The sequence below is a fragment of the Roseobacter sp. HKCC-CH-9208 genome, assembly GCF_037805125.1.
GTDB lineage: Bacteria > Pseudomonadota > Alphaproteobacteria > Rhodobacterales > Rhodobacteraceae > M30B80.
In genome coordinates, this window is the sequence record NZ_JBBLYK010000001.1 from 938,350 (window position 1) to 963,280 (window position 24,931).

23 protein-coding genes are annotated in these 24,931 nt (G+C 55.6%); 7 read left to right on the plus strand and 16 right to left on the minus strand.

Features of this window, described 5'->3' with window-relative positions; all coding sequences use genetic code 11:
- Positions 1-113 precede the first annotated feature (113 nt).
- Positions 114-314 (plus strand): SlyX family protein, encoded by a 201-nt coding sequence (locus AAC621_RS04615; protein WP_317656489.1) that lies wholly within the window; start codon positions 114-116, stop codon positions 312-314.
- Positions 315-318: 4 nt separating this feature from the next.
- Here the strand turns inward: AAC621_RS04615 and dnaE are convergent, their stop codons facing one another.
- The 7 genes from dnaE to AAC621_RS04650 all read right to left on the minus strand — a co-directional run bounded on the left by dnaE (position 319) and on the right by AAC621_RS04650 (position 9,336).
- Entirely contained in the window at positions 319-3,813 is a 3,495-nt protein-coding gene (dnaE, locus tag AAC621_RS04620; protein ID WP_340252660.1) for a DNA polymerase III subunit alpha, read from the minus strand.
- A gap of 110 nt (positions 3,814-3,923) precedes the next feature.
- Positions 3,924-6,440, minus strand: coding sequence for a GcvT family protein (locus AAC621_RS04625; protein WP_340252662.1), 2,517 nt, complete (start codon positions 6,438-6,440; stop codon positions 3,924-3,926).
- 184 nt (positions 6,441-6,624) lie between these two features.
- Complete coding sequence (locus tag AAC621_RS04630; RefSeq protein ID WP_340244782.1) at positions 6,625-7,200, minus strand: F0F1 ATP synthase subunit B family protein; 576 nt, start codon at positions 7,198-7,200, stop codon at positions 6,625-6,627.
- Positions 7,201-7,203: 3 nt separating this feature from the next.
- Positions 7,204-7,752, minus strand: coding sequence for a F0F1 ATP synthase subunit B' (locus AAC621_RS04635; protein ID WP_340252664.1), 549 nt, complete (start codon positions 7,750-7,752; stop codon positions 7,204-7,206).
- An 89-nt stretch (positions 7,753-7,841) separates the two neighbouring features.
- Positions 7,842-8,078, minus strand: a complete 237-nt coding sequence (locus AAC621_RS04640; RefSeq protein ID WP_050928673.1) for a F0F1 ATP synthase subunit C — start codon at positions 8,076-8,078, stop codon at positions 7,842-7,844.
- A 56-nt stretch (positions 8,079-8,134) separates the two neighbouring features.
- Positions 8,135-8,914 (minus strand): F0F1 ATP synthase subunit A, encoded by a 780-nt coding sequence (locus AAC621_RS04645; RefSeq protein ID WP_445322511.1) that lies wholly within the window; start codon positions 8,912-8,914, stop codon positions 8,135-8,137.
- A gap of 83 nt (positions 8,915-8,997) precedes the next feature.
- Positions 8,998-9,336: an AtpZ/AtpI family protein gene (locus AAC621_RS04650; protein ID WP_340252666.1), complete on the minus strand. Its 339-nt coding sequence runs from the start codon at positions 9,334-9,336 to the stop codon at positions 8,998-9,000.
- Between the two features lie 244 nt (positions 9,337-9,580).
- On the opposite strand from AAC621_RS04650, the gene AAC621_RS04655 reads away from it, so the two are divergent.
- Entirely contained in the window at positions 9,581-9,925 is a 345-nt protein-coding gene (locus tag AAC621_RS04655; RefSeq protein WP_340252668.1) for an ArsR/SmtB family transcription factor, read from the plus strand.
- Here AAC621_RS04655 and AAC621_RS04660 read toward each other — a convergent pair.
- From AAC621_RS04660 to AAC621_RS04670, 3 genes are read right to left on the minus strand one after another with little or no spacing between them, the layout of a single operon-like run.
- Complete coding sequence (locus AAC621_RS04660) at positions 9,922-10,803, minus strand: LysR family transcriptional regulator (RefSeq protein WP_340252670.1); 882 nt, start codon at positions 10,801-10,803, stop codon at positions 9,922-9,924. The two genes, AAC621_RS04655 and AAC621_RS04660, sit on opposite strands and share 4 nt — an antisense overlap.
- Before the next feature lie 11 nt (positions 10,804-10,814).
- Positions 10,815-11,417: a DUF1523 family protein gene (locus tag AAC621_RS04665; protein ID WP_340252672.1), complete on the minus strand. Its 603-nt coding sequence runs from the start codon at positions 11,415-11,417 to the stop codon at positions 10,815-10,817.
- Positions 11,418-11,459: 42 nt separating this feature from the next.
- Positions 11,460-11,738, minus strand: a complete 279-nt coding sequence (locus AAC621_RS04670; protein WP_340252674.1) for a hypothetical protein — start codon at positions 11,736-11,738, stop codon at positions 11,460-11,462.
- Between the two features lie 118 nt (positions 11,739-11,856).
- On the opposite strand from AAC621_RS04670, the gene AAC621_RS04675 reads away from it, so the two are divergent.
- Positions 11,857-13,140 (plus strand): acetylornithine deacetylase/succinyl-diaminopimelate desuccinylase family protein, encoded by a 1,284-nt coding sequence (locus tag AAC621_RS04675; protein WP_340252676.1) that lies wholly within the window; start codon positions 11,857-11,859, stop codon positions 13,138-13,140.
- On the opposite strand, the gene AAC621_RS04680 is transcribed toward AAC621_RS04675, so the two are convergent.
- Positions 13,137-13,322, minus strand: a complete 186-nt coding sequence (locus AAC621_RS04680) for a hypothetical protein (RefSeq protein ID WP_340252678.1) — start codon at positions 13,320-13,322, stop codon at positions 13,137-13,139. The genes AAC621_RS04675 and AAC621_RS04680 overlap by 4 nt on opposite strands.
- A gap of 293 nt (positions 13,323-13,615) precedes the next feature.
- On the opposite strand from AAC621_RS04680, the gene AAC621_RS04685 reads away from it, so the two are divergent.
- Positions 13,616-15,085, plus strand: coding sequence for an ABC transporter substrate-binding protein (locus AAC621_RS04685; protein WP_340252680.1), 1,470 nt, complete (start codon positions 13,616-13,618; stop codon positions 15,083-15,085).
- Between the two features lie 78 nt (positions 15,086-15,163).
- Here the strand turns inward: AAC621_RS04685 and hemC are convergent, their stop codons facing one another.
- A complete protein-coding gene (gene hemC, locus AAC621_RS04690) occupies positions 15,164-16,120 on the minus strand; it encodes a hydroxymethylbilane synthase (protein ID WP_340252681.1) in 957 nt (318 codons plus the stop codon).
- Positions 16,121-16,238: 118 nt separating this feature from the next.
- Between hemC and hemE the strand changes: the two genes are divergently transcribed.
- Together hemE and AAC621_RS04700 are read left to right on the plus strand one after the other, a co-directional pair.
- Positions 16,239-17,267, plus strand: coding sequence for a uroporphyrinogen decarboxylase (gene hemE, locus AAC621_RS04695; RefSeq protein WP_340252682.1), 1,029 nt, complete (start codon positions 16,239-16,241; stop codon positions 17,265-17,267).
- Between the two features lie 48 nt (positions 17,268-17,315).
- Positions 17,316-18,374: a glycosyltransferase family 4 protein gene (locus AAC621_RS04700; protein ID WP_340252684.1), complete on the plus strand. Its 1,059-nt coding sequence runs from the start codon at positions 17,316-17,318 to the stop codon at positions 18,372-18,374.
- Here AAC621_RS04700 and hemF read toward each other — a convergent pair.
- On the minus strand, positions 18,371-19,252 hold the full coding sequence (gene hemF / locus AAC621_RS04705; RefSeq protein WP_340252686.1) for an oxygen-dependent coproporphyrinogen oxidase: 882 nt from the start codon (positions 19,250-19,252) through the stop codon (positions 18,371-18,373). The two genes, AAC621_RS04700 and hemF, sit on opposite strands and share 4 nt — an antisense overlap.
- Before the next feature lie 262 nt (positions 19,253-19,514).
- Between hemF and AAC621_RS04710 the strand changes: the two genes are divergently transcribed.
- A complete protein-coding gene (locus AAC621_RS04710) occupies positions 19,515-21,011 on the plus strand; it encodes a D-alanyl-D-alanine carboxypeptidase family protein (RefSeq protein WP_340252688.1) in 1,497 nt (498 codons plus the stop codon).
- Positions 21,012-21,079: 68 nt separating this feature from the next.
- Here AAC621_RS04710 and AAC621_RS04715 read toward each other — a convergent pair whose 3' ends face one another.
- Genes AAC621_RS04715 through AAC621_RS04725 form a run of 3 tightly spaced genes read right to left on the minus strand, consistent with a single transcriptional unit; the run spans position 21,080 to position 24,931 of the window.
- On the minus strand, positions 21,080-22,663 hold the full coding sequence (locus tag AAC621_RS04715; protein ID WP_340252690.1) for an ABC transporter ATP-binding protein: 1,584 nt from the start codon (positions 22,661-22,663) through the stop codon (positions 21,080-21,082).
- Positions 22,660-23,769, minus strand: coding sequence for an ABC transporter permease (locus AAC621_RS04720; RefSeq protein ID WP_340256328.1), 1,110 nt, complete (start codon positions 23,767-23,769; stop codon positions 22,660-22,662). The genes AAC621_RS04715 and AAC621_RS04720 overlap by 4 nt, the downstream gene beginning before the upstream one ends.
- Before the next feature lie 7 nt (positions 23,770-23,776).
- Positions 23,777-24,931 carry a microcin C ABC transporter permease YejB gene (locus tag AAC621_RS04725; protein ID WP_340252692.1) on the minus strand — a complete coding sequence of 385 codons (1,155 nt, stop codon included), beginning with the start codon at positions 24,929-24,931 and terminating at the stop codon, positions 23,777-23,779.

Here is a 24,931-nt window from a genome sequence, read left to right on the forward strand (position 1 = left end):
GGTGTAGCGCCCTCGCGTCAAAGGGGCAAGAGAGGGGTGGTCATGGGGCCCCTGCAAAGGTTAGTTTGCATCCGAACGCAATGACAGAATCCCAGACAAGGATCATAGGCCCCATGAGCGCCTCTCGCGATGATTTGGAGATGCATTTGGCCCATCTCACCCGCACAGTCGATGACCTCTCAGAGGTGGTCGCACGCCAAGATCGGGAAATCACCCGTCTCACTGCTCGTGTTGAGATGCTGATGCAGCGTGAGGCAGATCGTGAAGCCGCAGGCGATATGCCTGCCGCCAATCAAAAGCCGCCCCATTGGTGAATGGTTAGACCTCTTCTACCGCGATGACACCGCCCAAAGATTTCAGCGCCCCTTTTATAGCGGGATTGACGGGGTAATCCTCGCCCAAGAGGACTTCGACCTCACCCGGAAGATCGGCGGCTGTCAGGCATAATTGAATTGGGCCTGTCACCCGCGATGCATTGGTCTTTTTGGCCTCGCCCAACACATTGGCCAATTGCGGCAAAGCGGTCGCGTCCTCGACAAACACCCTCAAGCCTGTAGCCCCACCTTGTGCGGCAACCGCATCAATGGGCTGCACTGCGCGCGCAAGGAGTTTTAATTGCTCCGCTTCATAGGTGGCCTCAACGGTCAACACCACATTCTGGCCTGCCTCCAACAGATGCCGCGCAGACTCAAGCAGGTCGGAGAACACTGTGACTTCATAAAGGCCCGTTGGATCAGAAAGACCCACAAAGGCAAAACGGGTGCCGCGCTGGCTTTTGCGCTCTTGCTTGACCGCAACCGCCCCTGCCAATTTGGTGACAAAAGCCCCCCCTTGCACCCGCGCCTCAACCTCACGCAGCGACAAGCAGCCTGAGCGTTTCAAGCTTGGCATATATTCATCCAAAGGATGGCCAGAAAGATAGAAACCAACCGCCTGATGCTCTTGGGAAAGCCGTTCATTCGGCAACCAATCTGGCGGATTAGACAGGCGTGGCTCAGGCAAATCATCGCCCCCTTCCCCGAACAGGGAGGTCTGGTTTGATGATTTTTGATCATGAATTGCAGCAGAATAGGCGACCAGCGCATCCAAACTATCAAACACGCGGCGGCGGTTCGCATCCAATTCGTCAAAGGCGCCTGCGCGCGCCAACATCTCAAGCGGCCGCTTGCCCACCCGTTTCAAATCAACCCGCCGAGCGAAATCAAAGAGCGATGCAAAGGGATGATCTCCGCGCCCCTCAACGATCAGGCGCATTGCATCGACACCGACATTTTTCAAGCCACCCAAGCCATAGACCACGCGCCCGTCAGACACGGAGAACGTAGCAAGCGAGCGATTAACGCAAGGCGGCACGATCTCGATGCCAAGGCGACCCACCTCTTGGCTGTAAATAGACAGCTTATCCGTCAAATGGATATCGCAATTCATCACCGCAGCCATGAATTCGACAGGATGGTTCGCCTTAAGCCAAGCGGTTTGATAACTGACAACCGCGTAAGCGGCCGCGTGCGATTTGTTGAAGCCGTAATTGGCGAATTTTTCTAGAAGGTCGAACACTTCTTCGGCCTTGGCCTTGTCGACCCCATTTGCCTTGGCGCCTTCCACAAATTTGGGGCGTTCGGCATCCATGGCCTCTTTGATCTTCTTCCCCATGGCGCGGCGCAGCAAATCCGCACCGCCAAGGCTATAGCCTGCCATGACCTGCGCAATTTGCATCACCTGTTCTTGATATACGATGATGCCTTGCGTCTCTTCGAGGATGTGATCAATCAACGGATGGATCGAGGCACGCTCTTTGACCCCGTTCTTAACCTCGCAATAGGTTGGGATATTCTCCATCGGGCCCGGACGATAGAGCGCCACAAGGGCCACGATATCCTCAATGCAGGTGGGGCGCATACGCCTTAGGGCATCCATCATGCCCGAGCTTTCCACCTGAAACACCGCAACCGTCTTGGCCGAAGCATAGAGCGCATAGGTCGCTTCATCGTCTAACGGGATCGCGTTGATCTGGTTTTCTGCCCCCTCAGGCGGTTGATAGAGCGCGTGGCCATCTGGTGCGACATGCAAATCGCGGCCCGATGAATGGATCAGATCAATCGCATTTTGCACCACAGTCAGGGTTTTCAGGCCGAGAAAATCGAATTTCACCAAGCCCGCAGGTTCTACCCATTTCATATTGAACTGGGTCGCAGGCATGTCCGAGCGCGGGTCTTGGTAAAGTGGCACCAACTCGTCCAACGGGCGGTCACCAATCACCACGCCCGCGGCGTGGGTTGAGGCATTGCGCAAAAGCCCCTCGACCTGTTGCCCATAATCCAAAAGCCGCGCGACCACTTCTTCGGTCTGCGCTTCTTCGCGCAAGCGCGGCTCATCGGCCAAGGCTTTTTCGATGCTCACGGGTTTGACCCCCTCAACAGGGATCATTTTTGACAGGCGATCCACCTGACCATAGGGCATTTGCAAAACCCGCCCGATATCGCGCACAGCCGCCTTAGACAACAGCGCCCCAAAGGTGATGATCTGCCCCACGCGGTCGCGACCATATTTTTCCTGCACATATTGGATCACCTCCTCACGGCGATCCATGCAGAAGTCGATATCGAAATCGGGCATTGAGACGCGTTCAGGATTGAGGAAGCGCTCGAACAGCAAGCTATAACGCAGAGGATCAAGGTCGGTGATGGTCAAGGCATAGGCCACAAGGCTGCCTGCACCCGACCCGCGCCCAGGCCCAACTGGGATGTCGTGCTTCTTGGCCCATTTGATGAAATCGGCCACGATCAAGAAATAGCCCGGGAAGCCCATCCCCTCGATGATGTCCAATTCGAAATCGAGGCGCTTTTGATAGTCCTCAACTGATGCCGCATGCGGGATCACCGCAAGGCGCGCTTGCAAACCTTCATTGGCCTGACGCCGCAGTTCTTCCACCTCGTTCTCGGCAAAGCGCGGCAAGATCGGGTCGTGGGTGCGCGCGCGATAGGCGCAGCGCTGTGCAATCTCAACCGTGTTTTCAATCGCCTCGGGCAGATCAGCGAAGAGTGTCACCATCTCTTCGGGGGTTTTGAAATAATGCTGCGATGTCAGGATACGGCGTGGTTCTTGTTGATCGACATAGGCCCCTTGCGCAATGCAGATCAACGCATCATGCGCCTCATACATTTTTGGTTTGGGGAAATAGACGTCATTAGTCGCCACAAACGGCAGGCCCATCTTATAGGCCATATCAATCAAATGCGGCTCGCTCAGCGCCTCGGCCTCAGGTAGGCCTTGATCAATTGGGTGGCGTTGCAATTCAACATAAAGCCTATCTCCAAAGATCTCAGCCAATCGTGCCATCAATCCTTCGGCTTTGGCAATTTGCCCCGCAGAGAGCAGCGCGCCAAACGGCCCCTCAGGGCCACCAGAAAGACAGATCAACCCCTCATTATGCGCCGCCAATTCATCAAGGGTGACATGGGGAATTTGGCCATCGCCGCGCAAGTAGAAATGCGAATTCAGCTTTAATAGGTTCAAGTAGCCCTGACGCGATTTCACCAAAAGAACGATGCCGCGCGGGGGGCGAGGTTTCTCGCCCTGCGCTGCCGCCTCATAGGCCAAATCAATCTGGCACCCCAATATCGGCTGCACACCTGCCTTGACCGCATATTCGGAAAACTCAAGCGCGCAGAACATGTTGTTGGTGTCAGTCACTGCGACAGCGGGCATGCCTGCATCGGCCACCAATTGCGGCAAAGATTTGATCCGCATCGCCCCTTCAAGCAGCGAATATTCGCTATGCACACGCAAATGGATGAATCGAGGCTTTGACATAAACCCAGCCTATGAAATGCGCGCCGAGCAGAAAAGCAAAAAAGCCGCCTGCATCTCCAAAGGGATGCAGGCGGCCTTCACGGGAGGAACCCTGTCTCAATCAGACTGGATTAGCCATCCACGCGGATCGTGACGTTCTTCGGATCATAAGGGCTGTCTTCGGTAATTTCCGCATCATAAATTGCGCCCATGATCATCACCTTCAGCTTTTGCCCAACCTGCGCATAGTCAGCGTTCACATAGCCCATGCCGATCTGTTTTCCGAAATGCACGGAATAGCCACCTGATGTCAGACGCCCAACACGGGTTTCACCATCAAACAAGGCTTCGCGCCCCCATGGATCAGCATCCTGAGGCCCGTCTATCAACAGCGTCACACATTTAGAGCGGATACCCTTATCAAGCATTGCTTGCTTGCCATGGAACTCCTTGGAGAGATCAACAAAGCGATCTAGACCCGCCTCCAACGGCGTTGCATCACGGCCGAGTTCATTACCAAAGGCACGATAGGATTTCTCCTGACGCAGCCAGTTCTGCGCACGCGCACCAACCAGCTTAAGCCCATGCTTTTCGCCCGCGGCCATAAGTTGATCCCACAGGTGATTTTGCATCTCAATTGGATGGTGCAATTCCCAACCCAACTCACCCGTATAGGCCACACGCGCAGCGCGCACAGGCACCATGCCCAGCTCGATGTCGCGCACAGACAGCCACGGCGAACGCTTGTTCGAGAGGCGTGTTTCTGGCTCTGCGTCACGCACAAGCTCGTTCAAGATCGCGCGGGAATTTGGCCCTGCAAGGGCAAAGACACCCCATTTCGTGGTCACATTCTCGACCGCAAACCAGTTGCCTGTGCTTTGGGTTTTGGCCCAGAAATCTTCTTCGGCCTTGCGCAGATAATCGCCGTCATAGGCCTCCCACGCGCCTGCAGAGACGAGGTAGTAATCATTCTCAGCAATCCGCATGATAGTATATTCAGTGCGGGTCGTGCCTGCATCGGTCAGCGCATAGGTCAGGTTAATCCGCCCCACTTTGGGCAATGCGTTACAAGTGAACCAATCCAAGAAAGCAGTCGCCCCAGGCCCAAACACACGATGTTTGGCAAAGGCTGTTGCATCAATCAGACCAGCGGTTTTACGGATCGCTTCCGCTTCCTCGCGGGCAAAGTTCCACCATCCGCCGCGGCGGAAACTGCGCGCATCATGGTCGAAATGAGACGGCGCATCTTCGGGGCCATAGTAATTTGGACGTTCAAATCCGTTCACACAGCCAAATTGCGCACCAAGCGCCTTTTGACGATCATAGGCAGGTCCTGTGCGCAAAGGACGGCAGGCTTCGCGTTCTTCGTCAGGGTGGTGCAGGATATAGACATGCGCATAGCATTCTTCATTTTTGCGCGCTGCATATTCGGTCGTCATCCAATCTTGGCCGTAGCGCTTGGGATCAAGGCTCGCCATATCGATTTCCGCCTCACCTTCGACCATCATCTGTGCCAGATAATAGCCTGTGCCACCTGCCGCGGTGATGCCGAAGCTGAAACCTTCAGCCAACCACATATTCCGCAGGCCAGGCGCAGGGCCAACCAATGGGTTCCCATCGGGGGTGTAGCAGATCGGGCCATTGTAATCGTCTTTCAGACCCACTGTCTCACTGGAGGGGATGCGGTGGATCATGGACATATATTCTTCTTCGATCCGCTCCAGATCGAGCGGGAAGAGATCCGCGCGGAAACTGTCGGGCACAGCATATTTGAAGCAGGCAGGTGCGCCTTCTTCATAAGGCCCTAGGATCCATCCGCCGCGTTCTTCGCGCACATACCATTTTGCATCTGCATCGCGCAAAACGGGATGCTCAGGCGCGCCATTTTGACGGAAGGCCACCAGTTCTGGATCAGGCTCTGTGACGATATATTGATGCTCGACTGGGATGGCAGGGATTTTGATGCCCAACAATTTCGCTGTGCGCTGCGCATGGTTTCCTGTTGCGGTCACAACATGTTCGGCAGTGATCACTTGGGTTTCCTCAGACGGAACCAAATTGCCGCCCTTTTCGACCATCTTGGTGACCGTGACGCGCCATGCCTCGCCTGTCCATTCATAGCCATCAACTTGCCACTTGCGCTCGACGATCACACCGCGCTGGCGCGCGCCCTTGGCCATAGCTTGGGTCACGTCTGCAGGGTTGATATAGCCGTCAGTCGGGTGGAACAGCGCCCCTTTGAGATCTTCGGTGCGCACAAGCGGGTAGCGGTCTTTAATCTGCGCAGGCGTCAACCACTCGTAGGGGATACCAACTGTCTCAGCGGTTGATGCATAAAGGCGGAACTCGTCCATGCGTGCATCGGTCTGCGCCATGCGCAAGTTACCGACCACAGCAAACCCTGCGTTTAGGCCTGTCTCTTCTTCCAACGTCTTATAGAATTTCACAGAATAGTCGTGAATATGGCTGGTTGCGTAGCTCATGTTGAACAAGGGCAAAAGTCCAGCCGCGTGCCATGTCGAGCCAGAGGTCAATTCATCCCTCTCCAACAGCATCACATCCTGCCATCCCGCTTTTGCAAGATGATAGGCAATAGATGCGCCAACGGCACCGCCGCCGACAACCAAGGCTTTGACATGTGTCTTCATGATATCCGCTCCCGCGCGTGATCTGTGGTTGTCCCCTCTTGCCAGAGGTCAAGCCGCGCGGCCTCGCCCGCCCGACCGAAAAAAGACAGAAAACGACATCTATGACACAGGCCACATAATCAACAAAAAAAAGGCCCCTCTTAGGGGGCCTTTTTCATAACTTTTACCTTTCAAGCATACCTGCTTAGTGCAGGCGGCTTTCCACTTCAGCGATGGCCGCATCAATGCGCTTGTTCGCTTCTGTTGCAGTGGTGCTGTCGGCCAAAATCTTTGCCGCAGCCGCAATTGCAACATCCACAGCACGGTTGCGCAATTCACGGGTCGCTTTTTCTTCGGCACTCGTGATCTGCTCCTCAGCTGCCTTTAGACGGCGCGCGATGGATTGCTTGAGGTCTTCTTTGGCAGCATCGGCAGCCAAACGGGCCTCTTCGCGGGCATGATCAATAATGCGCTGAGACTGTTCAGCCACTTCGCGGCTTTTGCGCTCATAGGCCGCCAGAACGGCTTGCGCTTCATCGCGTAGGTTGCGGGCCTCATCCAATTCGGAACGGATGGTTTCCGCACGGTCATCCAACATCTTTAGGATCATCGCAGGCACGTTGAAATAGAACAACAGCGCCAAGAACAAGATGAAGCCAATCAGCACCACGTAATTGGTGTTGAAGAAAGACGCAAAGCCGTAATCACCACCTGCTGCAAAAGCAGGCGCCGCGATTAGGGTCAGGGCAGATGTTGCCAATGTCGCGTAACGCAGTGTCATGGCTTATCCTTTCATCCGCTCTGCAATGGCCGCTTTCAGCGCCTTGGCATCTGGCTTGCCGCCACCAAGAGCTGTTACAATCTCGGCTGTCGCATCTTTTGCGACCGCTTCGATGTTTTTCACAGCGCTTGCGCGGATCTCACCGATACGCGCTTCAGATTCTTTTGCCTTCGCAGCGATCTGCGCATCCGCCTTTGCAGTGGCTTCCGCCAATTCAGCCGCGATTTCGCTGCGGGTCTGGGCAATGATGTCTTGCGCTTGCGCGCGCGCATCTGCGAGGGCTTCGTTATAGGCCTCTTCCGCTTGAGCAGCTCTAGCCTTCAGTTCTTCAGCAGCGGCAATGTCCTTTGCAATCACGCCTTGGCGGTCTGCCAAAACGGATGCAACGCGGGGCAACGCCACGCGGCTCAAGATCAAATAAACGACCACCAGTGTAACCACGAGCCAGAAAATCTGGTTCGGGAAGGTGGAGAAGTCGAGTTGCGGCATACCCCCCGAGGCGGCTTCACCACCATGGGCTGCACTGGCAACGTTGTGGGCAGTCTCTGCCATCATGTCCTCCTGGAACCGGTGATTACACTGGGCCGCTGTGGCGCGCTGCGCGCAAAGCGACCCAGCCGTAAGGATGGTTCGCTAAAGGCTTAGACTGCGAACATCAGCAGAAGTGCCACGAGGAACGCGAAGATCCCCAAAGCTTCTGCGAACGCGATGCCGATGAAGAGCGTTGCGGTCTGACCTGCAGCTGCAGATGGGTTACGCAAAGCACCTGCGAGGAAGTTGCCTGCAACATGGCCCACACCGATCGCTGCTGCGCCAGAGCCGATAGCGGCAAGGCCTGCACCGATGAATTGACCGAGTTCTGCGATATTGCCTTCCATTTCCGTTTCTCCTTACGTTGGAATTGGCTGAATAAATGTCCTGAACCGTGATCCGCTTAGTGGTGCGGATGCAGCGCGTCTTTCAGATAGACGCAGGTCAGGATGGTGAACACGTAGGCTTGGATCACGGATACGAGCACTTCGAGCCCGTAGATCGCGACAATGCCCAAGATTGGGGCGAAGGCCGCGGCGCCCATCGCGCCAGCGAAACCTGCAAACACTTTCAAAACTGCGTGGCCCGCCATCAGGTTACCGGCAAGACGGATAGAGTGGCTGACGGGGCGCACGAAGTAAGAAATCAATTCGATGATGGCAAGGATCGGGCGCAGCGCCAAAGGCGCGGAACTGACCCAGAACAGGCTGAGGAAGCCTGCGCCGTTCTTGATGAAACCCACCAAGGTCACTGTCAGGAACACCGCCGCCGCCAAAATCGCGGTCACCGCGATATGCGATGTCGTGGTAAAGCTCATTGGGATCAGGCCCAAGAGATTCGACAGCAAGATGAACATGAACAGGGCGAAAATGTAGGGGAAGAAGGGCAGCGCATCTTTGCCTGCAACATCTTCGACCATTTTGCGCACGAAGCCATAGATCAACTCAGCAACCGACTGGCCGCGCGATGGAACCACGGCGCGACCGCGCGTGCCCATAACCATCAAAGCCACAATCGCTATGACGCAGAGCGCCATCCAGAGCGTGGAATTGGTCGGCGTGTACCAGTTCAGCGTGTCACCAAACAATGGGGAGATGACGAATTGATCCATCGGGTGGATCGACAAGCCGCCTTCGTAATCGTCAAGAAGACCCAAGACGAAAAGCACAGCCGCAATGGCCAAAAGGACAAATGCAATCGGCTTGCCCGAATTGGAGGGCTTGCTCTGATCAGAATTCGTTACATCCGAAGCCACGGTGTATCCCCTTATTTTGTACCGCCCTCATCCGCGTTTTCGCGGGCTTGGGCTTGGTTCTGAAGCTCTTGCGCAGATCGGATCATCGTTTTGACCCCAGCCACAAAGCCCAGCAATGTAAAAACGACCATCAGCCAAGGGCGCGTGCCCAAGAGGCTATCTAAGCCCCAGCCTATGCCAACACCGATCAACAACCCGCTGACCAATTCAATCACCATCCGCCACGCGTGCTGCGCTTGGGAATAATGCTCCCCCATCGGTGGCTTCTTGTCAGCTTCGCGCGACCGAATGCTCGCCAGTTTTTCTTCCAACGCCTTCAGGCGATCAGGATTCGGCGATGGCTCGGTCATATGCAAAGCACCTTCAGAAAACGCCCCTCGGGTGTCGCGCGGAACCTAAGAACAGGCCGCGCCAGAGTCAACGAAACTTTGCACCCGCAGAGAAATGCATAAGCTATTGAATATAAATCAATAAAATGACCTGCGACAAGTTGGTCAAATCCATTCGTCAGACGGTCTGCGGCAATTTTCGACAATTTCCCATATTCAACCAAATGGTTGACGATTGCCTCGGAAGGCAGGATAGGATGCCATTATGAGCGCCAGTTCCCTAGATCTGACCTTTGCTGCCTTGGCAGACCCAACCCGCCGCGCGATCTTGTCGATGCTGCTCGAAGATGACATGGCCGTGACCGATGTGGCGGAACCGTTTGAGATGTCTCTGGCAGCGATCTCAAAGCACCTCGCCATCCTTGCCCATGCGGGACTGATTGCCCAAGAAAAGCGGGGACGGGTCAAGTGGTGCAAACTCGAGCCTGACGCGCTGCGCGCCGCAAGTGTTTGGATGCAGGGGTTTGGTCAATTCGAACCCATCCACCTAGACGAGTTCGAAGCCTTTCTCGCCCGCGAATTGGATGGGGCTGATACGCAGCGCGATTAAGCCGTCCCTACGATATTTTTGGCGTTATCTTTAAGATAGGCCAAAACGCGCTGCACCTTTGGGCTGCGATGCAAATCGACATGGGTGACCAACCAGACAGAAGAATTCCATTCGTCCAGTGAGGGCATCACCTCAACCAAGTCTGCATTTTGCTCGAGGGCAAAGGCGGGCGCGAAGCCTATGCCGATCCCCGCATGAACGGCCTCAATCGCACTCGCGAAATCGGAGGCCCGAAACACGATTGCATCTTCAGGCACATGATCCTTGAGCCATCTTAAAAACGGCGCGCGGCTATCGGCTTGAGTGGTTGCCACAAAGCGATGCTGCGCTGCTGTTTCTAGGCTGAATGGCCCGTGCTGTTCGAGATAGGACTTGGTTGCACAAAGGCGCGCCCTGAGCGTGAAAAAGGGCTGCACGACATTATCAGGCTCCGATGGGGCAGACCCTGCGCGAATGGCAATATGCGCCTCGCCCAATTCCATCCGAAAGACGCGCTCATCCGTCACCAAACGAATGCGCAAATCTGGATGATCGTTTTGTAATTCCGCCAATGCGGGCATCAACAACTGCGCCACGAAGCCAAGAGCGGTCAGCACCAATTCCCCTGACAGCGTATCGCCCTGCCCCGCAATACGCGAGGCCAATTGTGAAAACCGCGCTTCAGTTTCAGCGGCAGTCGCAAGCAAATCCTGCCCGGCCTCGGTGGGGGTGTAGCCGCGTGCATGGCGATGGAACAGCCGCACCCCAAGACGCCCTTCAAGCGCGTCTATATGCCGGATCACTGTAGCATGATGCACCGATAGATAATCTGCGGCCCCAGACACTGTGCCCAGTCGTGCCACATGATAGGCCGTGCGCACCTCATCCCATGCATCCATCATCGCACCCTTCACTTGCCGCGCAAACGATCAAGGCTTTTCGACCAAAACACAGCCGCCCTGTCATAAAGCGGATCAAGAATGCGGGCTTCAAACCGCTCCCACAAGCGCCATAGGGCAAACAAGACAACCAAAAGAAGGACGAGAATCGTAATCGGCATCCATGGGATCAGCATCACATCGGGCCCTGCCACCTGACGCAAGGCCACAGCATTGGGATAGGTCGTCAAAATGCGCGAACGCCATCCGTAATGCGTTACCGCCACCCAAATCGGGTCAGCCGCAGTCGAAATCAGGTTTGCCGCTTCGGCCTGCAAGTCTGAGCTGTCCAATTTGAAATAAGGAGGCCACCCAAAGCCCGTATCCTCATTGCGGAACACGTGAACCTCGCCCTGCGTATCGACCGTATTGATCAAACGCAAATCGCGCGATGCGAGTTGTGCGCTGCCTGTATCGCCGCGGGCGTAGAAAATGCGGTTGAGGCCTGAGAAATCTTGCCTGATGATTTCTGTCTGCGTGATCCGCAAAATATCACGCTGCGGCAGCGTATAGTGGAAGAACGCGACAAGGAGCGCGCCCAATATCAGTAATGCTATGATCCGTGGCCAACGCATGCGCCGCCTGCCCCTTTGTCGTTTATTTTCCCATTGCGCCGCCTAAGGCGCGAACGGATCGGTGAACCCAACATAAAGGAACAGCGCCGCAAGTGGCAAAGCATAAACCACTACCGCCAAACGCAGCGCGATTTTACGCATAGACCCTGCCAGACGGCGATTGATCCAATCCTCACGATGCTCATTCGCGGCATCAGACGGATCCCGCTTTTGCCATTCCGCGATTAAGGCCTCACGCTGGCCTGCGCGCATATAAAAATAGAGCGATACAAAGACCACTGTCAAAAGCACCGCCATCAGTAAGGCTATGCGAATAATCACACGCTATTCTCCCAGATCCGTGTCTCATCCTTGATATAGGCACGGCGCAAAAATTTGCACGGGCTTGCAATGCGTAAATTCCCACAGCAAGCTGAAAAAGAAAAAAGGTGGGACAAAAATGGACAGCAAAGATCAGCTTGAGACTGCGATTGCCACACGCCGGGACGATTTGATCGCACTGACCCAAGATTTGATCCGCATCCCCACCCTCAACCCGCCCGGCCAAAACTATCGCGAAATTTGCGGCTATCTTAAACAGCGCTTGGAGGCAGCGGAGTTCACAGTTGACTTAATCCGCGCCACAGGGGCGCTTGCCGATAGCGACACATATCCGCGATGGAATATGGTGGCGCGCTATGAGGGCGGCGCGGCGGGGGACACCGTCCATTTCAACAGCCATCACGATGTCGTGGAGGTTGGGCATGGATGGACGAAGCCGCCTTTTGGTGGGGTTCTCGAAGATGGCCGCATCTACGGGCGCGGGGCGTGCGATATGAAAGGTGGGCTTGCGGCCTCAATCATCGCAGCTGAGGCCTTTATTGCCACCTATCCAAGATTCGCAGGTGCGATTGAAATCTCTGCCACCGCAGATGAGGAGTCAGGTGGCTTTGGCGGCGTTGCCTATCTGGCCGAGCAGGGCAGATTTGACCCTACCCGCGTTCAGCATGTCATTATCCCCGAACCTTTGCAAAAAGACCGCATCTGCCTTGGCCATCGTGGCGTTTGGTGGGCACAGGTCGAAACGAAGGGGCGCATCGCGCATGGCTCAATGCCATTCTTGGGCGACAGCGCCATCTCTCACATGGGCGCGGTTCTCGCAGAAATAGAAACGCATCTTTTGCCACTCCTCGCAGGGAAAACCACGGCAATGCCAGTCGTGCCGCCGCAGGCGCGCCAATCCACGCTGAATATCAATTCAATCCATGGGGGAGAGGCTGAACAGGCCGAGGATTACACTGGCCTGCCCGCACCATGTGTTGCAGATCGCTGCCGCATCGTGATTGATCGCCGCTTTTTGATTGAAGAGGACATCGCAGCGGTCAAAGCGGAATTGACCGATATGCTAGAGCAGATCAAAGCCAGCCGCCCCCGATTTGACTATGAGATTTCCGATCTGTTCGAGGTGCAACCCAGCATGACAGATGAAAGCAGCCCGCTTGTGCAATCGGTGGGCCAGGCCATCGAACGCGTGTTGGCCCAAAAAGCGGAATATGTGGTCAGCCCAGGCACCTATGACCAAAAACATATCGACCGAATTGGTCGGTTGAAAAACTGCATCGCCTACGGGCCAGGTGTTTTGGAGCTTGCCCACCAACCCGATGAATGGGTTGGGGTTGATGACATGGCAGACAGCGCGCTTGTTATGGCGCTGACCTTGGCAGAATTGCTGCCAACAGCTTAGGGCTGAAGAACAAAACCCATATGCTCAATCGCGCGTTGCGCGATCTTGTCACCCTTAAGGGCCGCATCGTTCAAAGCTTTCATCAGCCCCGAAAGTTTGCGGCTGCTGGCTTGCTCTTTTACGAAACTACTGACCTCTTCGGCAGACAGGGCGAGGATAGTCTGTGCTGTATCGCATACCATATGCGTATCTCCCGATTTCGACCCTCGTCTCAGCGCATCGCCGCAAAGCCTATCTCGCGCTATGGTCGAGGGGCTTATCAGAACCAGCAAGTGCCGATCCGACTCAGAGAGTTAACCTCTCGTTACCATTCGGGCGAGTCGGAAATGACAGTTCTGCGACAGTATGCGCAGCCTTCCGCCTATAGCAATTCCGCCAAAAGGCACAGCAAGCAGGCCGCAATACAACCATAACGCTTGCCAGACCAAGCCTTGCGGCACTACGATGGCCCTCTGAACTTTCGCGGGAGGGCCACATGGTTCGGTTTCTAACATCCGCCGCAACGGCGTTGATCATTTCCACCACATGCGCCTTTGCGCAAGGCAATAGCATCAAAATCGGGATGGTGCTTGAGCCGCCAAATCTTGACCCTACAGCAGGTGCAGCAGCGGCCATTGATGAGGTGGTCTATGCCAATGTTTTTGAAGGCCTGACGCGGTTCGGCCCTGATGGCTCTGTGCAACCTGCGCTTGCGCGGTCATGGGAGATTTCTGACGATGGTTTAACCTATCGCTTCACCCTCGCGCCGAATGTGCAATTTCACGATGGCAGCGACATGAATGCGGATGATGTGGTCTTTAGCCTAGATCGGGCCCGCGCTGAGGGCACCACCAACGCACAGGCCGCCCTCTTTGCAGGTATCGCCTCTGTTGTCGCAGAAAGCCCTGACATTGTTATGGTCACGCTAAACGCCCCTGATGGGGCCTTTTTGTTCAAGATGGCTTGGGGGGATGCGGTGATCGTGGCCCCCGAAAGCGCAGAAACAAACGCGACCAACCCGATTGGCACAGGCCCCTTCCGCTTTGTCGATTGGGTGCAAGGAGATCGCGTGGAACTGGCCCGCAATGCCGCGTATTGGAGCACGCCCATCGCGCTCGACAGCGCAACCTTCCGCTTCATCACGGATCCAAATGCCGCCTATGCCGCGTTGATGGCAGGTGATGTCGATGCTTTCCCAAATTTCCCAGCGCCTGAAACTTTGGCCCAATTCGAGGCAGACCCACGCTTTAACGTAATTGTCGGCTCGACCGAAGGCGAGACAATTTTGGCGATGAACAACAAGCAAAGCCCGCTTGATGATATCCGCCTGAGAGAGGCGATTTCGCACGCGATCAATCGGCAGGACATTATTGACGGGGCTATGTTTGGTTATGGCACACCCATTGGCACGCATTTCGCGCCGCATAATCCCGACTATGTCGATCTGACCGCGCAATCGAATTACGACCCAGAACGCGCACGCGCTTTGCTGCAAGAGGCAGGGCTAGACGGGGTGACATTGCGTCTGATGCTGCCCCCGCCAGCCTATGCGCGCCGTGGTGGAGAGATCATTGCCGCCCAACTGCGTGAGATTGGCATTGAGACAGAAATCACCAATCTAGAATGGGCGCAGTGGCTAGAGCAGGTGTTCCGTGGTCGCGATTTTGATCTCACCATCGTCAGCCATACCGAACCGATGGATATCGGCATCTATGCGCGAGAGGATTACTATTTCCAATATGCCCGTCCCGAGTTTGTTGGGCTGAACGAGGCGCTGACCTTGGAAAGCGATCCTGCTGCGCGCAGCGACTTGCTCGGACAAATGCAGCGCATGATCGCGGATGATTATGTGAACGGCTACCTGTTTCAGTTGGCCAAAACAGGGGTTGCGGATGCGCGCATCCGTGGTCTTTGGGAAAATTCGCCGACACAGGCCAATGATCTGACAGGCGTCTCTTGGGACTAGGGCGCGCGATGCCCCGTTAAAAAAGCCCCGCTTTGCATCTGCGAAGCGGGGCTTTTTTCATCTCTTGTCACGCGTGCCTCATGCTTTGGCGGTGATCCAGTCAAAAAATCCTTCACCTGCGCGCGCGCGTAAATCCCGCGCCATATCCGCGCCAAGCATCGCAGCCTCAGCAATGGGGGCGCTGCGATCCTCGCTTAAAACCTCGCTGCCATCGGGGCGCAATATCTCGCCGCGCAGCCGCAACATAGGGCCATCAATCTCGGCCAGACCTGCAATCGGGGTTTCGCATGAGCCATCCAGCCCCGCCAAAAACGCGCGCTCTGCGGCTAGCCTGGTGCCCGTGTCGCGATCATGAATAGCGGCCAACATCTCGGCCGTGCGGGGATCATTGGCGCGCCGCTCAATCCCGATGGCGCCTTGTGCAACAGCGGGCAGCATATCTTCGGGTGAAATGGCAGAACGCGCGACATCGGCCATGCCCAATCGGTTAAGACCTGCCTGCGCCAAAAACGTGGCCCCTGCGACCCCGTCCTCCAGTTTTTTCATTCGCGTCTGCACATTGCCACGAAACTCGACCACCTCGAGATCAGGACGGCGCGCAGTCAATTGCGCACGCCTACGCAGCGAAGATGAGCCAACCTTCGTGCCAGCAGGCAAGGCATCGAGACTGTCAAATTTAAGTGACACAAATGCATCGCGCACATCCTCGCGCGGAAGGTAGCAATCAAGCAGCAAACCTTCGGGCTGCAACACGGGCATATCCTTCATGGAATGCACAGCAATATCAATCGCCCCAGATAGCAGGTCCTCTTCAATCTCGCGGGTGAACAGACCTTTGCCGCCAATTTCCTTGAGGGGGCGGTCTAAAACCGTGTCACCTGTGGTTTTTATAACCACAATTTTAAAGGCCTCATGCGGCAGATCAAAGGCCGCCGCAAGCCGCGCGCGCGTCTCATGAGCTTGCGCCAAAGCAAGGGGAGAACCACGCGTGCCAATGCGCAGCGGAGAGGCGGGAGTTGGTCGTTCGTTTTTCATGGGTTCTTTCTAACTCTGTCAACTTGACATGACAACCATAGACAGCATGGCTTGGGCAGGTTAGGACAGGATTGAGCCTACATCCAAAGAAATTTGGCGCAAGAAAATCGGATCGACCATGACAAAAACACTTCTGCGCGCGTTGAGCGGCAAAACCCTCCCCACCCCACCCGTCTGGCTGATGCGCCAAGCGGGGCGCTACTTGCCCGAATATCGCGCAACACGCGCGCAAGCTGGGGATTTTCTTTCGCTCTGCTACACACCCGATTTGGCGGCAGAAGTCACCTTGCAACCAATCCGCCGCTACGGGTTCGATGCTGCAATTCTTTTTGCGGATATTCTTTTGATCCCCGATGCGCTTGGCGCAGATTTGTGGTTTGTCACGAGTGAAGGCCCACGCCTCTCTACAATCACGGGGCCAGACGGTTTGAAGCCTTTGAAGGGCAAGGACGACATCCACGACCATCTCGCGCCCGTTTATGAAACCGTTAAAATCTTGTCGCGAGAATTGCCCAAAGAAACCACACTCATTGGTTTTGCAGGCGCGCCATGGACAGTGGCCACATATATGATCGCAGGGCGCGGCACACCCGACCAAGCGCCCGCACATAAACTGCGCCAAGAAGATCCTGCAACTTTTGACGCGCTCATCAATCTGCTGACCGATGCGACCATCGAATATCTCTCAAAGCAGGTCGAAGCCGGCGCAGAGGTCGTAAAAATCTTTGACAGTTGGGCAGGCTCGCTGAAAGGCGAGGCTTTTGACCGATATGCGCTAGAGCCCGCGAAAAAGATAACCCAAGAGATGAAGCAGCGTTTTCCAGGCTTGCCCGTTATCGCATTCCCGCGTGAGGCAGGCGACAAATATATCGGCTTCGCAAAGGCTGTTGGTGCGGATTGTTTGGCCCTCGACACGAGTGTTGATGCGACATGGGCGGCCCAGCATTTACAAAAAGATGGCTGCGTGCAGGGCAATCTTGACCCCAAGCTGATGATCACAGGCGGTGATGCCTTGCGCCAAGAGGCGCGGCGCATTGTGGACGCACTGAAAAACGGGCCTCATATTTTCAACCTCGGCCATGGCATTACACCTGAAGCTGATCCTGAAAATGTGCACGTTCTGCTTGAGGAAATTCGCCGCGCGTAAGTCGCGCGGCGCTTGCCCATGCCGCGTTTGCGCGGTAACGCTCGGGGCATGGCGCACCCACGGATTGATCAAATCGACATCCTCGCCCCCAATTTCAAGCAACGCTTGTCTGGGGTGACAGCGACCATTGTGCGCCTCGTGCCGCATCAAGCTGAAAAGGTGGCGATAGCCGTCGTGGGGCGCGGCTTGCCCGCAGGCTTGCCACAAATCCCGCTCAATGATCTGCTTACAATGCCGAAAAACGGGCCACATGGCCTGCGCGTCTGGCACGCAAGGCGCAATAATGAAATGTTGGCGGGGATCGTGCTGAAGCATGTTTTTGGAAAGCGCCTAAAACTGCTGTTCACCTCCGCATCACAACGCAACCACACGCGCTACACGAAATGGCTGATTGGCCACATGGATCATGTGATCGCTACGTCTCAGAAAACGGCGGCCTTCTTAGATCGACCCGCAACTGTGATTTTACACGGAATTGATGTTCACGCGTTCAGCCCTGCGCCCGATCACAGCGCGCTGAAAGCCAAGCTTGGCTTTGGCAAAGGGCCATTGATCGGATGTTATGGCCGCATTCGCCCCTCAAAAGGGACAGATCGGTTTGTGGATGCAATGATCAACCTTCTGCCCCAATATGAGGGGGCAGAGGCGGTTATCTTGGGCCGCGCAACCGATCGGCATAAAGACTATCTGAAAGCGCTAAAGGCAAAGATCTCGGCGGCGGGTCTTACAGGGAGGGTTCATTTCCCGACAGAAGTTCCAACGCATGAGATTACTCCCTATTATCAGGCGCTGGATCTGTTTGTGGCCCCGCAGCGATATGAAGGGTTTGGCTTAACCCCGCTCGAGGCAATGGCCTGTGGTGTTCCCGTTGTCGCCACCCGCGCAGGCGCATTCGAAGAACTGATCCGCGATGGGGAAACCGGGTATCTGGTCGGGATTGAAGATCAAGCGGCGCTAGAGACGCAGATTGACCACCTTTTGCAGGATGCACCGTTGCGCAACAAAATGGGCGCGGCTGCCCGCGCCCATATGGTTAATCACTTCTCGCTAGAACGCGAAGCAGATGCGATTATCTCGGTCTATCAGCGCCTCTTGAACGAGACTTAAACCCATTTCGCCAAAGGCGGCAGGCTCATCAAAACAGCATTGGCATCATGGCCTGTCTCGAGGCCAAATTTTGTGCCGCGATCATAAACGAGATTATATTCGGCATAGAGACCGCGATGAATCAACTGAACGTCACGATCCGCCTCATTAAACGTCATCTCGCGCCGTTTTTCGACCACGCCTAAAAAGGCGGGTAGAAAGGCACGACCGATATCTTGGGTAAAGGCGAAATCTGCCTCCCAATCGCCCGTGTTCAGATCATCGTAGAAAATCCCACCGACCCCACGCGCACGACCACGATGCGGCACATAGAAATACTCATCGGCCCATGCTTTGAAACGGGGATAGATGTCGTCACCATGCTTGTCGCAATGCGCCTTGAGAACAGCGTGAAAATCCGCTGTGTCTTCCTCATATTCGATGCAAGGGTTGAGGTCAGAACCGCCCCCGAACCACCACCCGTGCGGCGTCCAGAACATGCGTGTATTCATGTGCACCGCAGGGACATGCGGGTTGTTCATATGCGCAACCAAGCTGATACCCGAAGCCCAAAAGCGCGGGTCATCTCGCAGGCCTTCCATATCTTTCCGCGCAGACATTGCCGCTACGGCGCGCGCGCCCAATGTGCCATGCACAGTGGACACATTGACACCGACCTTCTCAAAGACCCTGCCTCCGCGCATCACGCTCATGAGGCCGCCCCCTGCATCGCTGCCATCCTCAGAATGACGTTTGGTCTGCGACACATCAAATCGTCCCACGGCATCGGCGCTGTGGTGGCGGTCTTCCAAATCTTCAAACGCAGCCACGATATCATCGCGCAATTGCCTAAACCACGCGGCAGCGCGGGCTTTGCGCTCATCAAAGGGATCGGTCATGCAAATCGTCCTACAGTTGTATTGCGCATACCTAACACCACCTTTGACATAAGGTCACGCGCTGAAAGCAAAAATCCGAATGAAATATGAAAAATACGCTTGCAAATGCAAGCATGGGGCCCGCACCACGCCGCAAATTTCTTGTGATCAAGAAAGCTGAAACCTTCCAATAGTTTATCATGGATTTTTTCAAACTTCTGCCGTATTGTCGGAGGACAACAACCGCGTCAGACGGTTAATTGAGGCAGAGTGAGCAGGTCTCGTGGCATATAATCGGTTTTTTTCCGCCCTCTTGGGGCTTTTAATTGTTGTGTTTTTCGCTGCGACACCCGTAAAGGCCGCGCCTTATGCGGCTATGGTGATTGACGCACGAACGGGCGAGGTTTTGCATTCGCGCAATGCGGACACCCGGCTGCACCCCGCCTCTCTGACCAAGATGATGACGCTTTACATCGCTTTTGAGGCGGTGCGGCTTGGCGAAATTACCATGGACACCTTGGTTACGGTTTCGCAAAATGCGGCCGCAGAACCCCCCTCGAAACTCGGTTTGCGCGCTGGCCAGCAAATTCGCCTACGCTATTTGGTGCGCGCGGCGGCTGTGCGCTCGGCCAATGACGCTGCAACGGCCATTGGCGAAGCGATTGAGGGGTCAGAGGCAGCTTTTGCACGGCGCATGACCCGTACCGCAGAAGCCCTGGGGATGACGCGCACAACATTTCGCAATGCCCATGGCCTAACTGCGGAGGGCCATTTGTCGACCGCTAATGACATGACAATGCTTGGGCGGCGCATGGTTTATGACTATCCAGAATATTATAACCTGTTCTCGCGCCTTTCGACTGATGCAGGTGTCGCGACTGTGCGCAACACGAACCGTGCTTTTTTGTCGGCCTATCGTGGCGCCGATGGGATCAAGACAGGCTATACGCGCGCCGCAGGATTTAACCTCGTGGCCTCCGCCCAGCGCGGCAATGTGCGTATCATTGCCACAGTCTTTGGCGGCCAATCTACGGCATGGCGCAACCAACGCGTCTCGGAGTTATTGGATATGGGCTTTGCCCGCGCGCCTGCCCATGCCGAATTGAGATTGGCAGGCTTCCCCGTCTATTCAGGCGGCTCAGGCGGCGGCGGGAGTGGGCCTGCCAGCGATTACGAGCGCGGGCCAGTTGCACGCACGATCCGCCCCTCAGGGGTTGTTGCGCGCAGCCTAGTGCCGCAACCGCGCCCGCTTCCAATTACACCGCCAAGTGAAACCTTACTCGCCGCGATTGATGTGGCAGTTGAGGAGGCGCTCATAGCCGCAGCCCCCAGTGCCGAAGGGGCGGCCTCTGTCATCAGCGAGGTAGACACCCAACCCGTGATCGTGGATGACGCACCAAGCCCCGCCCTTGCAAGTTTAGATGAGGACGCGCTTGCGCCAGAAGAGGCGCCTTTGCCAAGCCAACGCCCAATCGAATTGGCGGCGGCACTTTCTGAAAACGCATTGCCTTCTGCGCCCGAAATTGTGACCCGTGCCACGTCTACGGGCGAGCGGCTTTATGCGATATCGTTGGGGCGTTACCCCACCCAGAACACCGCTGAGCGTTTGCTGCTGCAAACGGCTCTGTCGGAATCTTCGCTGCAACAGGCCCTGCGCCATGTTACCCAGCGCCAAGGTGGCTTTGAGGCGCAATTCGCGGGCATGACAGAAGATGAAGCCACCCGCGCCTGCGCACGGCTTGTGGCGCGCGACACAGCCTGCATGGTAGTTGGGCCGTAAATTTCGGCTATAGGTTTGTTGTCAAAATCACTGCGCAAGATGCGCAGTGCACTACATTCTTCAGTCATCTAATGGCTGATAACAGCATGTAGCAACGATTGCGTATAGGGGTGGGCGGGTGCATCAAAGACCTGCGCTGCCTCGCCCATCTCGACCACATCGCCTGATTTCATCACCAAAATCCGATGCGCTAAGGCGCGCACAACACGCAGATCATGGCTGATGAACAAATAGGCCAGCCCCTTTTTTGCTTGCAGCTCGCGCAACAATTCCACGATTTGAACTTGCACGGTCATATCAAGTGCCGATGTTGGTTCGTCTAGAACGACAAGCTTTGGATCAAGCACCATCGCACGCGCAATTGCGATGCGCTGTCGTTGACCGCCCGAAAATTCATGCGGGTAACGATGCATCATGGCTGGATCAAGCCCCACCTCACGCAACATCTCAGCCACGCGGTCTTGTCGCGCGGAATTGCTTTCAGGGTGATGGATGCTCAACCCCTCGGCAATGATTTGTTCAATCGTCATGCGCGGGCTAAGTGAACCATAAGGGTCTTGGAACACAATCTGCATATCGCGGCGCAAGGGTTTCATTGCCGCGCTTTTCAAACCTTGAATGTCTCGCCCCTCAAGGCGGATCGGCCCTTGTGACGAGATCAAGCGCATCAGCGCAAGCGCCAGCGTGGTTTTACCTGATCCCGACTCGCCCACGATGCCAATTGTCTCCCCCGCACGGATTGAGAGAGTGGCGGCATCCACCGCCTTCACATCCCCCACTTTGCGGCGCAGCAGCCCCGCAGTGATCGGAAACCAAACACGCAAGGCGTCACATGCGATCACTTCGGGCGCATCTTTTGCCACAGGGGCAGGCGCGCCCGTGGCCTCAGCCGCCAAAAGCTTTTGGGTATATGGATGCTGAGGCGCCCCAAAAACATCCGCTGTTTTGCCCTGCTCAACAATTTCGCCCGCTTGCATCACGCAAACCTGATCCGCGATTTTGCGCACAACGCCGAGATCATGCGTGATGAACAAAAGGCTCATCCCTTCGGATTTTTTCAATTCGGCCAAAAGATCAAGGATTTGCGCCTGAATGGTGACATCAAGCGCAGTGGTTGGCTCATCTGCGATCAAAAGATCAGGCCCGTTGGCCAAGGCCATTGCAATCATCACGCGCTGCCGTTGTCCGCCTGACAATTGATGCGGATAGGCCCCGAGCCGCGCCGCAGGATTAGGGATACCAACCTTCTCCAAAAGCGCGACACTGCGCGCCCGCGCCTCTGCACCGCTCAGGCCCTGATGCAGGCTCAGCGCCTCACCCAGTTGCTTTTCAATGGTATGCAGGGGGTTCAGCGATGTCATCGGCTCTTGAAAGATAAAGCTTATATCATTGCCCCGAACCGCGCGCAGCCGCGCCTCAGGCGCGCCGATCAAACCTTCGCCGCGATAGCGCACCTCGCCCGATACTTCGGCCGCATCGGGCAAAAGCGATACAGTAGAAAGCGCAGTCAAAGATTTGCCTGATCCAGACTCGCCCACCAAAGCAACAGTTTCCCCTGCCTCAATGTGAAAAGACACACCGCGCACCGCCTCGATCCGCCGCCCATCTTGCTGAAAGGTGATGCGTAGATTTTCGACCGACAGCAGGCTCATTGGAACGTCTTTCTGGGGTCAAACGCATCGCGCACCCCTTCGAAAATGAACACCAATAGAGACAGCATGATCGCAAAGGCAAAAAACGCCGTGAAGGCCAACCATGGTGCTTGCAGGTTGTTTTTGGCCTGCAAGGTCATCTCGCCCAAAGACGGGGCGGATGAGGGCAGGCCAAAACCCAAGAAATCTAGCGCAGCCAGTGAACCAATCGTGCCCGTGACGATAAAGGGCAGCATGGTCAGCGTGGCCACCATCGCATTTGGCAACACATGGCGGAACATGATCACGCGATCCGAGACGCCAAGCGCACGGGCCGCGCGCACATATTCGAAATTGCGGGCGCGCAAAAACTCGGCCCTGACAACCCCGACAAGGGATGTCCAACCGAATAAGACCATCAAAAACACCAAGAGCCAAAAATCCATGGTGAAAATCGCGGCGACGATGATGATGATATAAAGGCTTGGGGTCGCGCCCCAAATTTCGATCACACGCTGGAAAATAAGATCAATGACACCGCCAAAATAGCCCTGCACCGCCCCTGCCGCGATTCCGATCACCGAGGCCAGCGCGGTGACGATTAGCGCGAATGTCACCGAAAGACGGAACCCGTAGATCACACGCGCCAAAACATCCCGTGCGGTGTCATCCGTGCCAAGCCAATGGTTCCCGTCAGGCGGCGATGGGGCCGCGCGCCCGATATCGTTGACGGTATTGTAGCTATAGGGAATAGGCGGCCAAAGGAGCCATCCTTTTACAACCTCTACGCCATCAACACGCCCTGTGGTTTGAACGGTTTCAATCACGCCTTCAGGATCATCCCAACAGGCGTCTGACCCGCCCGAGATAATCAGGCATTGCACCTCAATATCACGATAAACCGCCTCGGTGCGGAAATCGCCGCCAAACTCTGTCTCAGGGTAAAATTTGAAAATAGGCGTGTAATAGCCGCCCTGATATTGCACCAAAATCGGTTTATCATTGGCAATGATTTCAGCGAACAGGCTAATCCCGTAAAGCACAAGAAAGATCATCAATGACCAAAGCGCGCGGCGATTGGCCTTAAAATTGCGCCAACGGCGTTGGTTGAGAGGGGAGAGCGTGATCATGCGCTCACACCTCCCGCGTCTCAAAATCAATGCGCGGGTCGATCCAAACGTACATCAGATCGGACAAGATCCCCACGACCAGACCAATCAGCCCAAACACAAAAAGCGTTCCGAAAATCACGGGGTAATCACGGCTCACAGCCGCCTCAAAGCCCAAACGCCCCAAACCATCGAGGGAAAAAATCGTCTCGATGATCAGTGAGCCGCCAAAAAATACCGACACAAAAACCGCGGGAAAGCCCGCGATGACAATCAGCATGGCATTGCGGAACACATGCCCATAAAGCACCCGCCCCTCCGACAGCCCCTTTGCCTTGGCTGTCATGACATATTGCTTTTTGATCTCGTCCAAAAAACTGTTCTTGGTCAAAAGCGTCAGCGTGGCAAAAGCTGCAATGGTTGAGGCGAGCACAGGAAGGGTGATGTGCCAGAAATAATCCCCGATTTTACCGAAGAGGCTCAGATCTTCCCAATTGTCCGAGGTCAGACCACGCAGCGGGAAAATCTGAAAATAACTGCCACCCGCCAACAAAACCAACAGCAAGATCGCAAACAGAAACCCAGGGATCGCATAAGCAACGATGATCAACCCGCTTGTCCAAGTATCAAAGCGGCTGCCATCGCGCACCGCCTTACGGATGCCAAGCGGGATCGAGACCAAATAGGCGATGAGGGTCGACCACAGCCCCAAGGTAATGGAGACAGGCAATTTCTCGATCACCAAATCCACCACAGAGATTGAACGGAAATAACTGTCGCCAAAATCAAAGCGCAGATAATCCCCCATCATAAGAAAAAACCGCTCCATCGCGGGGATGTCTTCGGCCACACATTCTGGCGCACGCAACGAAGGGGTGCCCGTAAACCCATCTTCGCAAACAAGGCGCGCGAAGTTAAATTCTAGCTTCAGCTGGTCCAAAAATTGCGGCGGCAAGCCGCGCGCGCCTTGGTAATCGCTGCCGACCTGCTCCATCTGCGCGCCTGCGTCACCGCCGCCGCCAGAAATGCCTGCAAATACATCCCCTTCCCCCTCAAGCTGTGCGATCACCTGCTCAATCGGCCCACCTGGTACGAATTGCACAAGGGCGAAATTGATCACCATGATCCCCAATAATGTGGGGATCATCAGCAAAAGACGTCTGAGGATATAGCTTGCCAT

Coding starts and splice junctions, on each gene's coding strand:
- AAC621_RS04615 (WP_317656489.1), top strand. CDS start 114: ATGAGCGCCTCTCGCGATGATTTGGAGATGCATTTGGCCCATCTCACC.
- dnaE (WP_340252660.1), bottom strand. CDS start 3,813: ATGTCAAAGCCTCGATTCATCCATTTGCGTGTGCATAGCGAATATTCG.
- AAC621_RS04625 (WP_340252662.1), bottom strand. CDS start 6,440: ATGAAGACACATGTCAAAGCCTTGGTTGTCGGCGGCGGTGCCGTTGGC.
- AAC621_RS04630 (WP_340244782.1), bottom strand. CDS start 7,200: ATGACACTGCGTTACGCGACATTGGCAACATCTGCCCTGACCCTAATC.
- AAC621_RS04635 (WP_340252664.1), bottom strand. CDS start 7,752: ATGGCAGAGACTGCCCACAACGTTGCCAGTGCAGCCCATGGTGGTGAA.
- AAC621_RS04640 (WP_050928673.1), bottom strand. CDS start 8,078: ATGGAAGGCAATATCGCAGAACTCGGTCAATTCATCGGTGCAGGCCTT.
- AAC621_RS04650 (WP_340252666.1), bottom strand. CDS start 9,336: ATGACCGAGCCATCGCCGAATCCTGATCGCCTGAAGGCGTTGGAAGAA.
- AAC621_RS04655 (WP_340252668.1), top strand. CDS start 9,581: ATGAGCGCCAGTTCCCTAGATCTGACCTTTGCTGCCTTGGCAGACCCA.
- AAC621_RS04660 (WP_340252670.1), bottom strand. CDS start 10,803: ATGGATGCATGGGATGAGGTGCGCACGGCCTATCATGTGGCACGACTG.
- AAC621_RS04665 (WP_340252672.1), bottom strand. CDS start 11,417: ATGCGTTGGCCACGGATCATAGCATTACTGATATTGGGCGCGCTCCTT.
- AAC621_RS04675 (WP_340252676.1), top strand. CDS start 11,857: ATGGACAGCAAAGATCAGCTTGAGACTGCGATTGCCACACGCCGGGAC.
- AAC621_RS04680 (WP_340252678.1), bottom strand. CDS start 13,322: ATGGTATGCGATACAGCACAGACTATCCTCGCCCTGTCTGCCGAAGAG.
- AAC621_RS04685 (WP_340252680.1), top strand. CDS start 13,616: ATGGTTCGGTTTCTAACATCCGCCGCAACGGCGTTGATCATTTCCACC.
- hemC (WP_340252681.1), bottom strand. CDS start 16,120: ATGAAAAACGAACGACCAACTCCCGCCTCTCCGCTGCGCATTGGCACG.
- hemE (WP_340252682.1), top strand. CDS start 16,239: ATGACAAAAACACTTCTGCGCGCGTTGAGCGGCAAAACCCTCCCCACC.
- AAC621_RS04700 (WP_340252684.1), top strand. CDS start 17,316: ATGGCGCACCCACGGATTGATCAAATCGACATCCTCGCCCCCAATTTC.
- hemF (WP_340252686.1), bottom strand. CDS start 19,252: ATGACCGATCCCTTTGATGAGCGCAAAGCCCGCGCTGCCGCGTGGTTT.
- AAC621_RS04715 (WP_340252690.1), bottom strand. CDS start 22,663: ATGAGCCTGCTGTCGGTCGAAAATCTACGCATCACCTTTCAGCAAGAT.
- AAC621_RS04725 (WP_340252692.1), bottom strand. CDS start 24,931: ATGGCAAGCTATATCCTCAGACGTCTTTTGCTGATGATCCCCACATTA.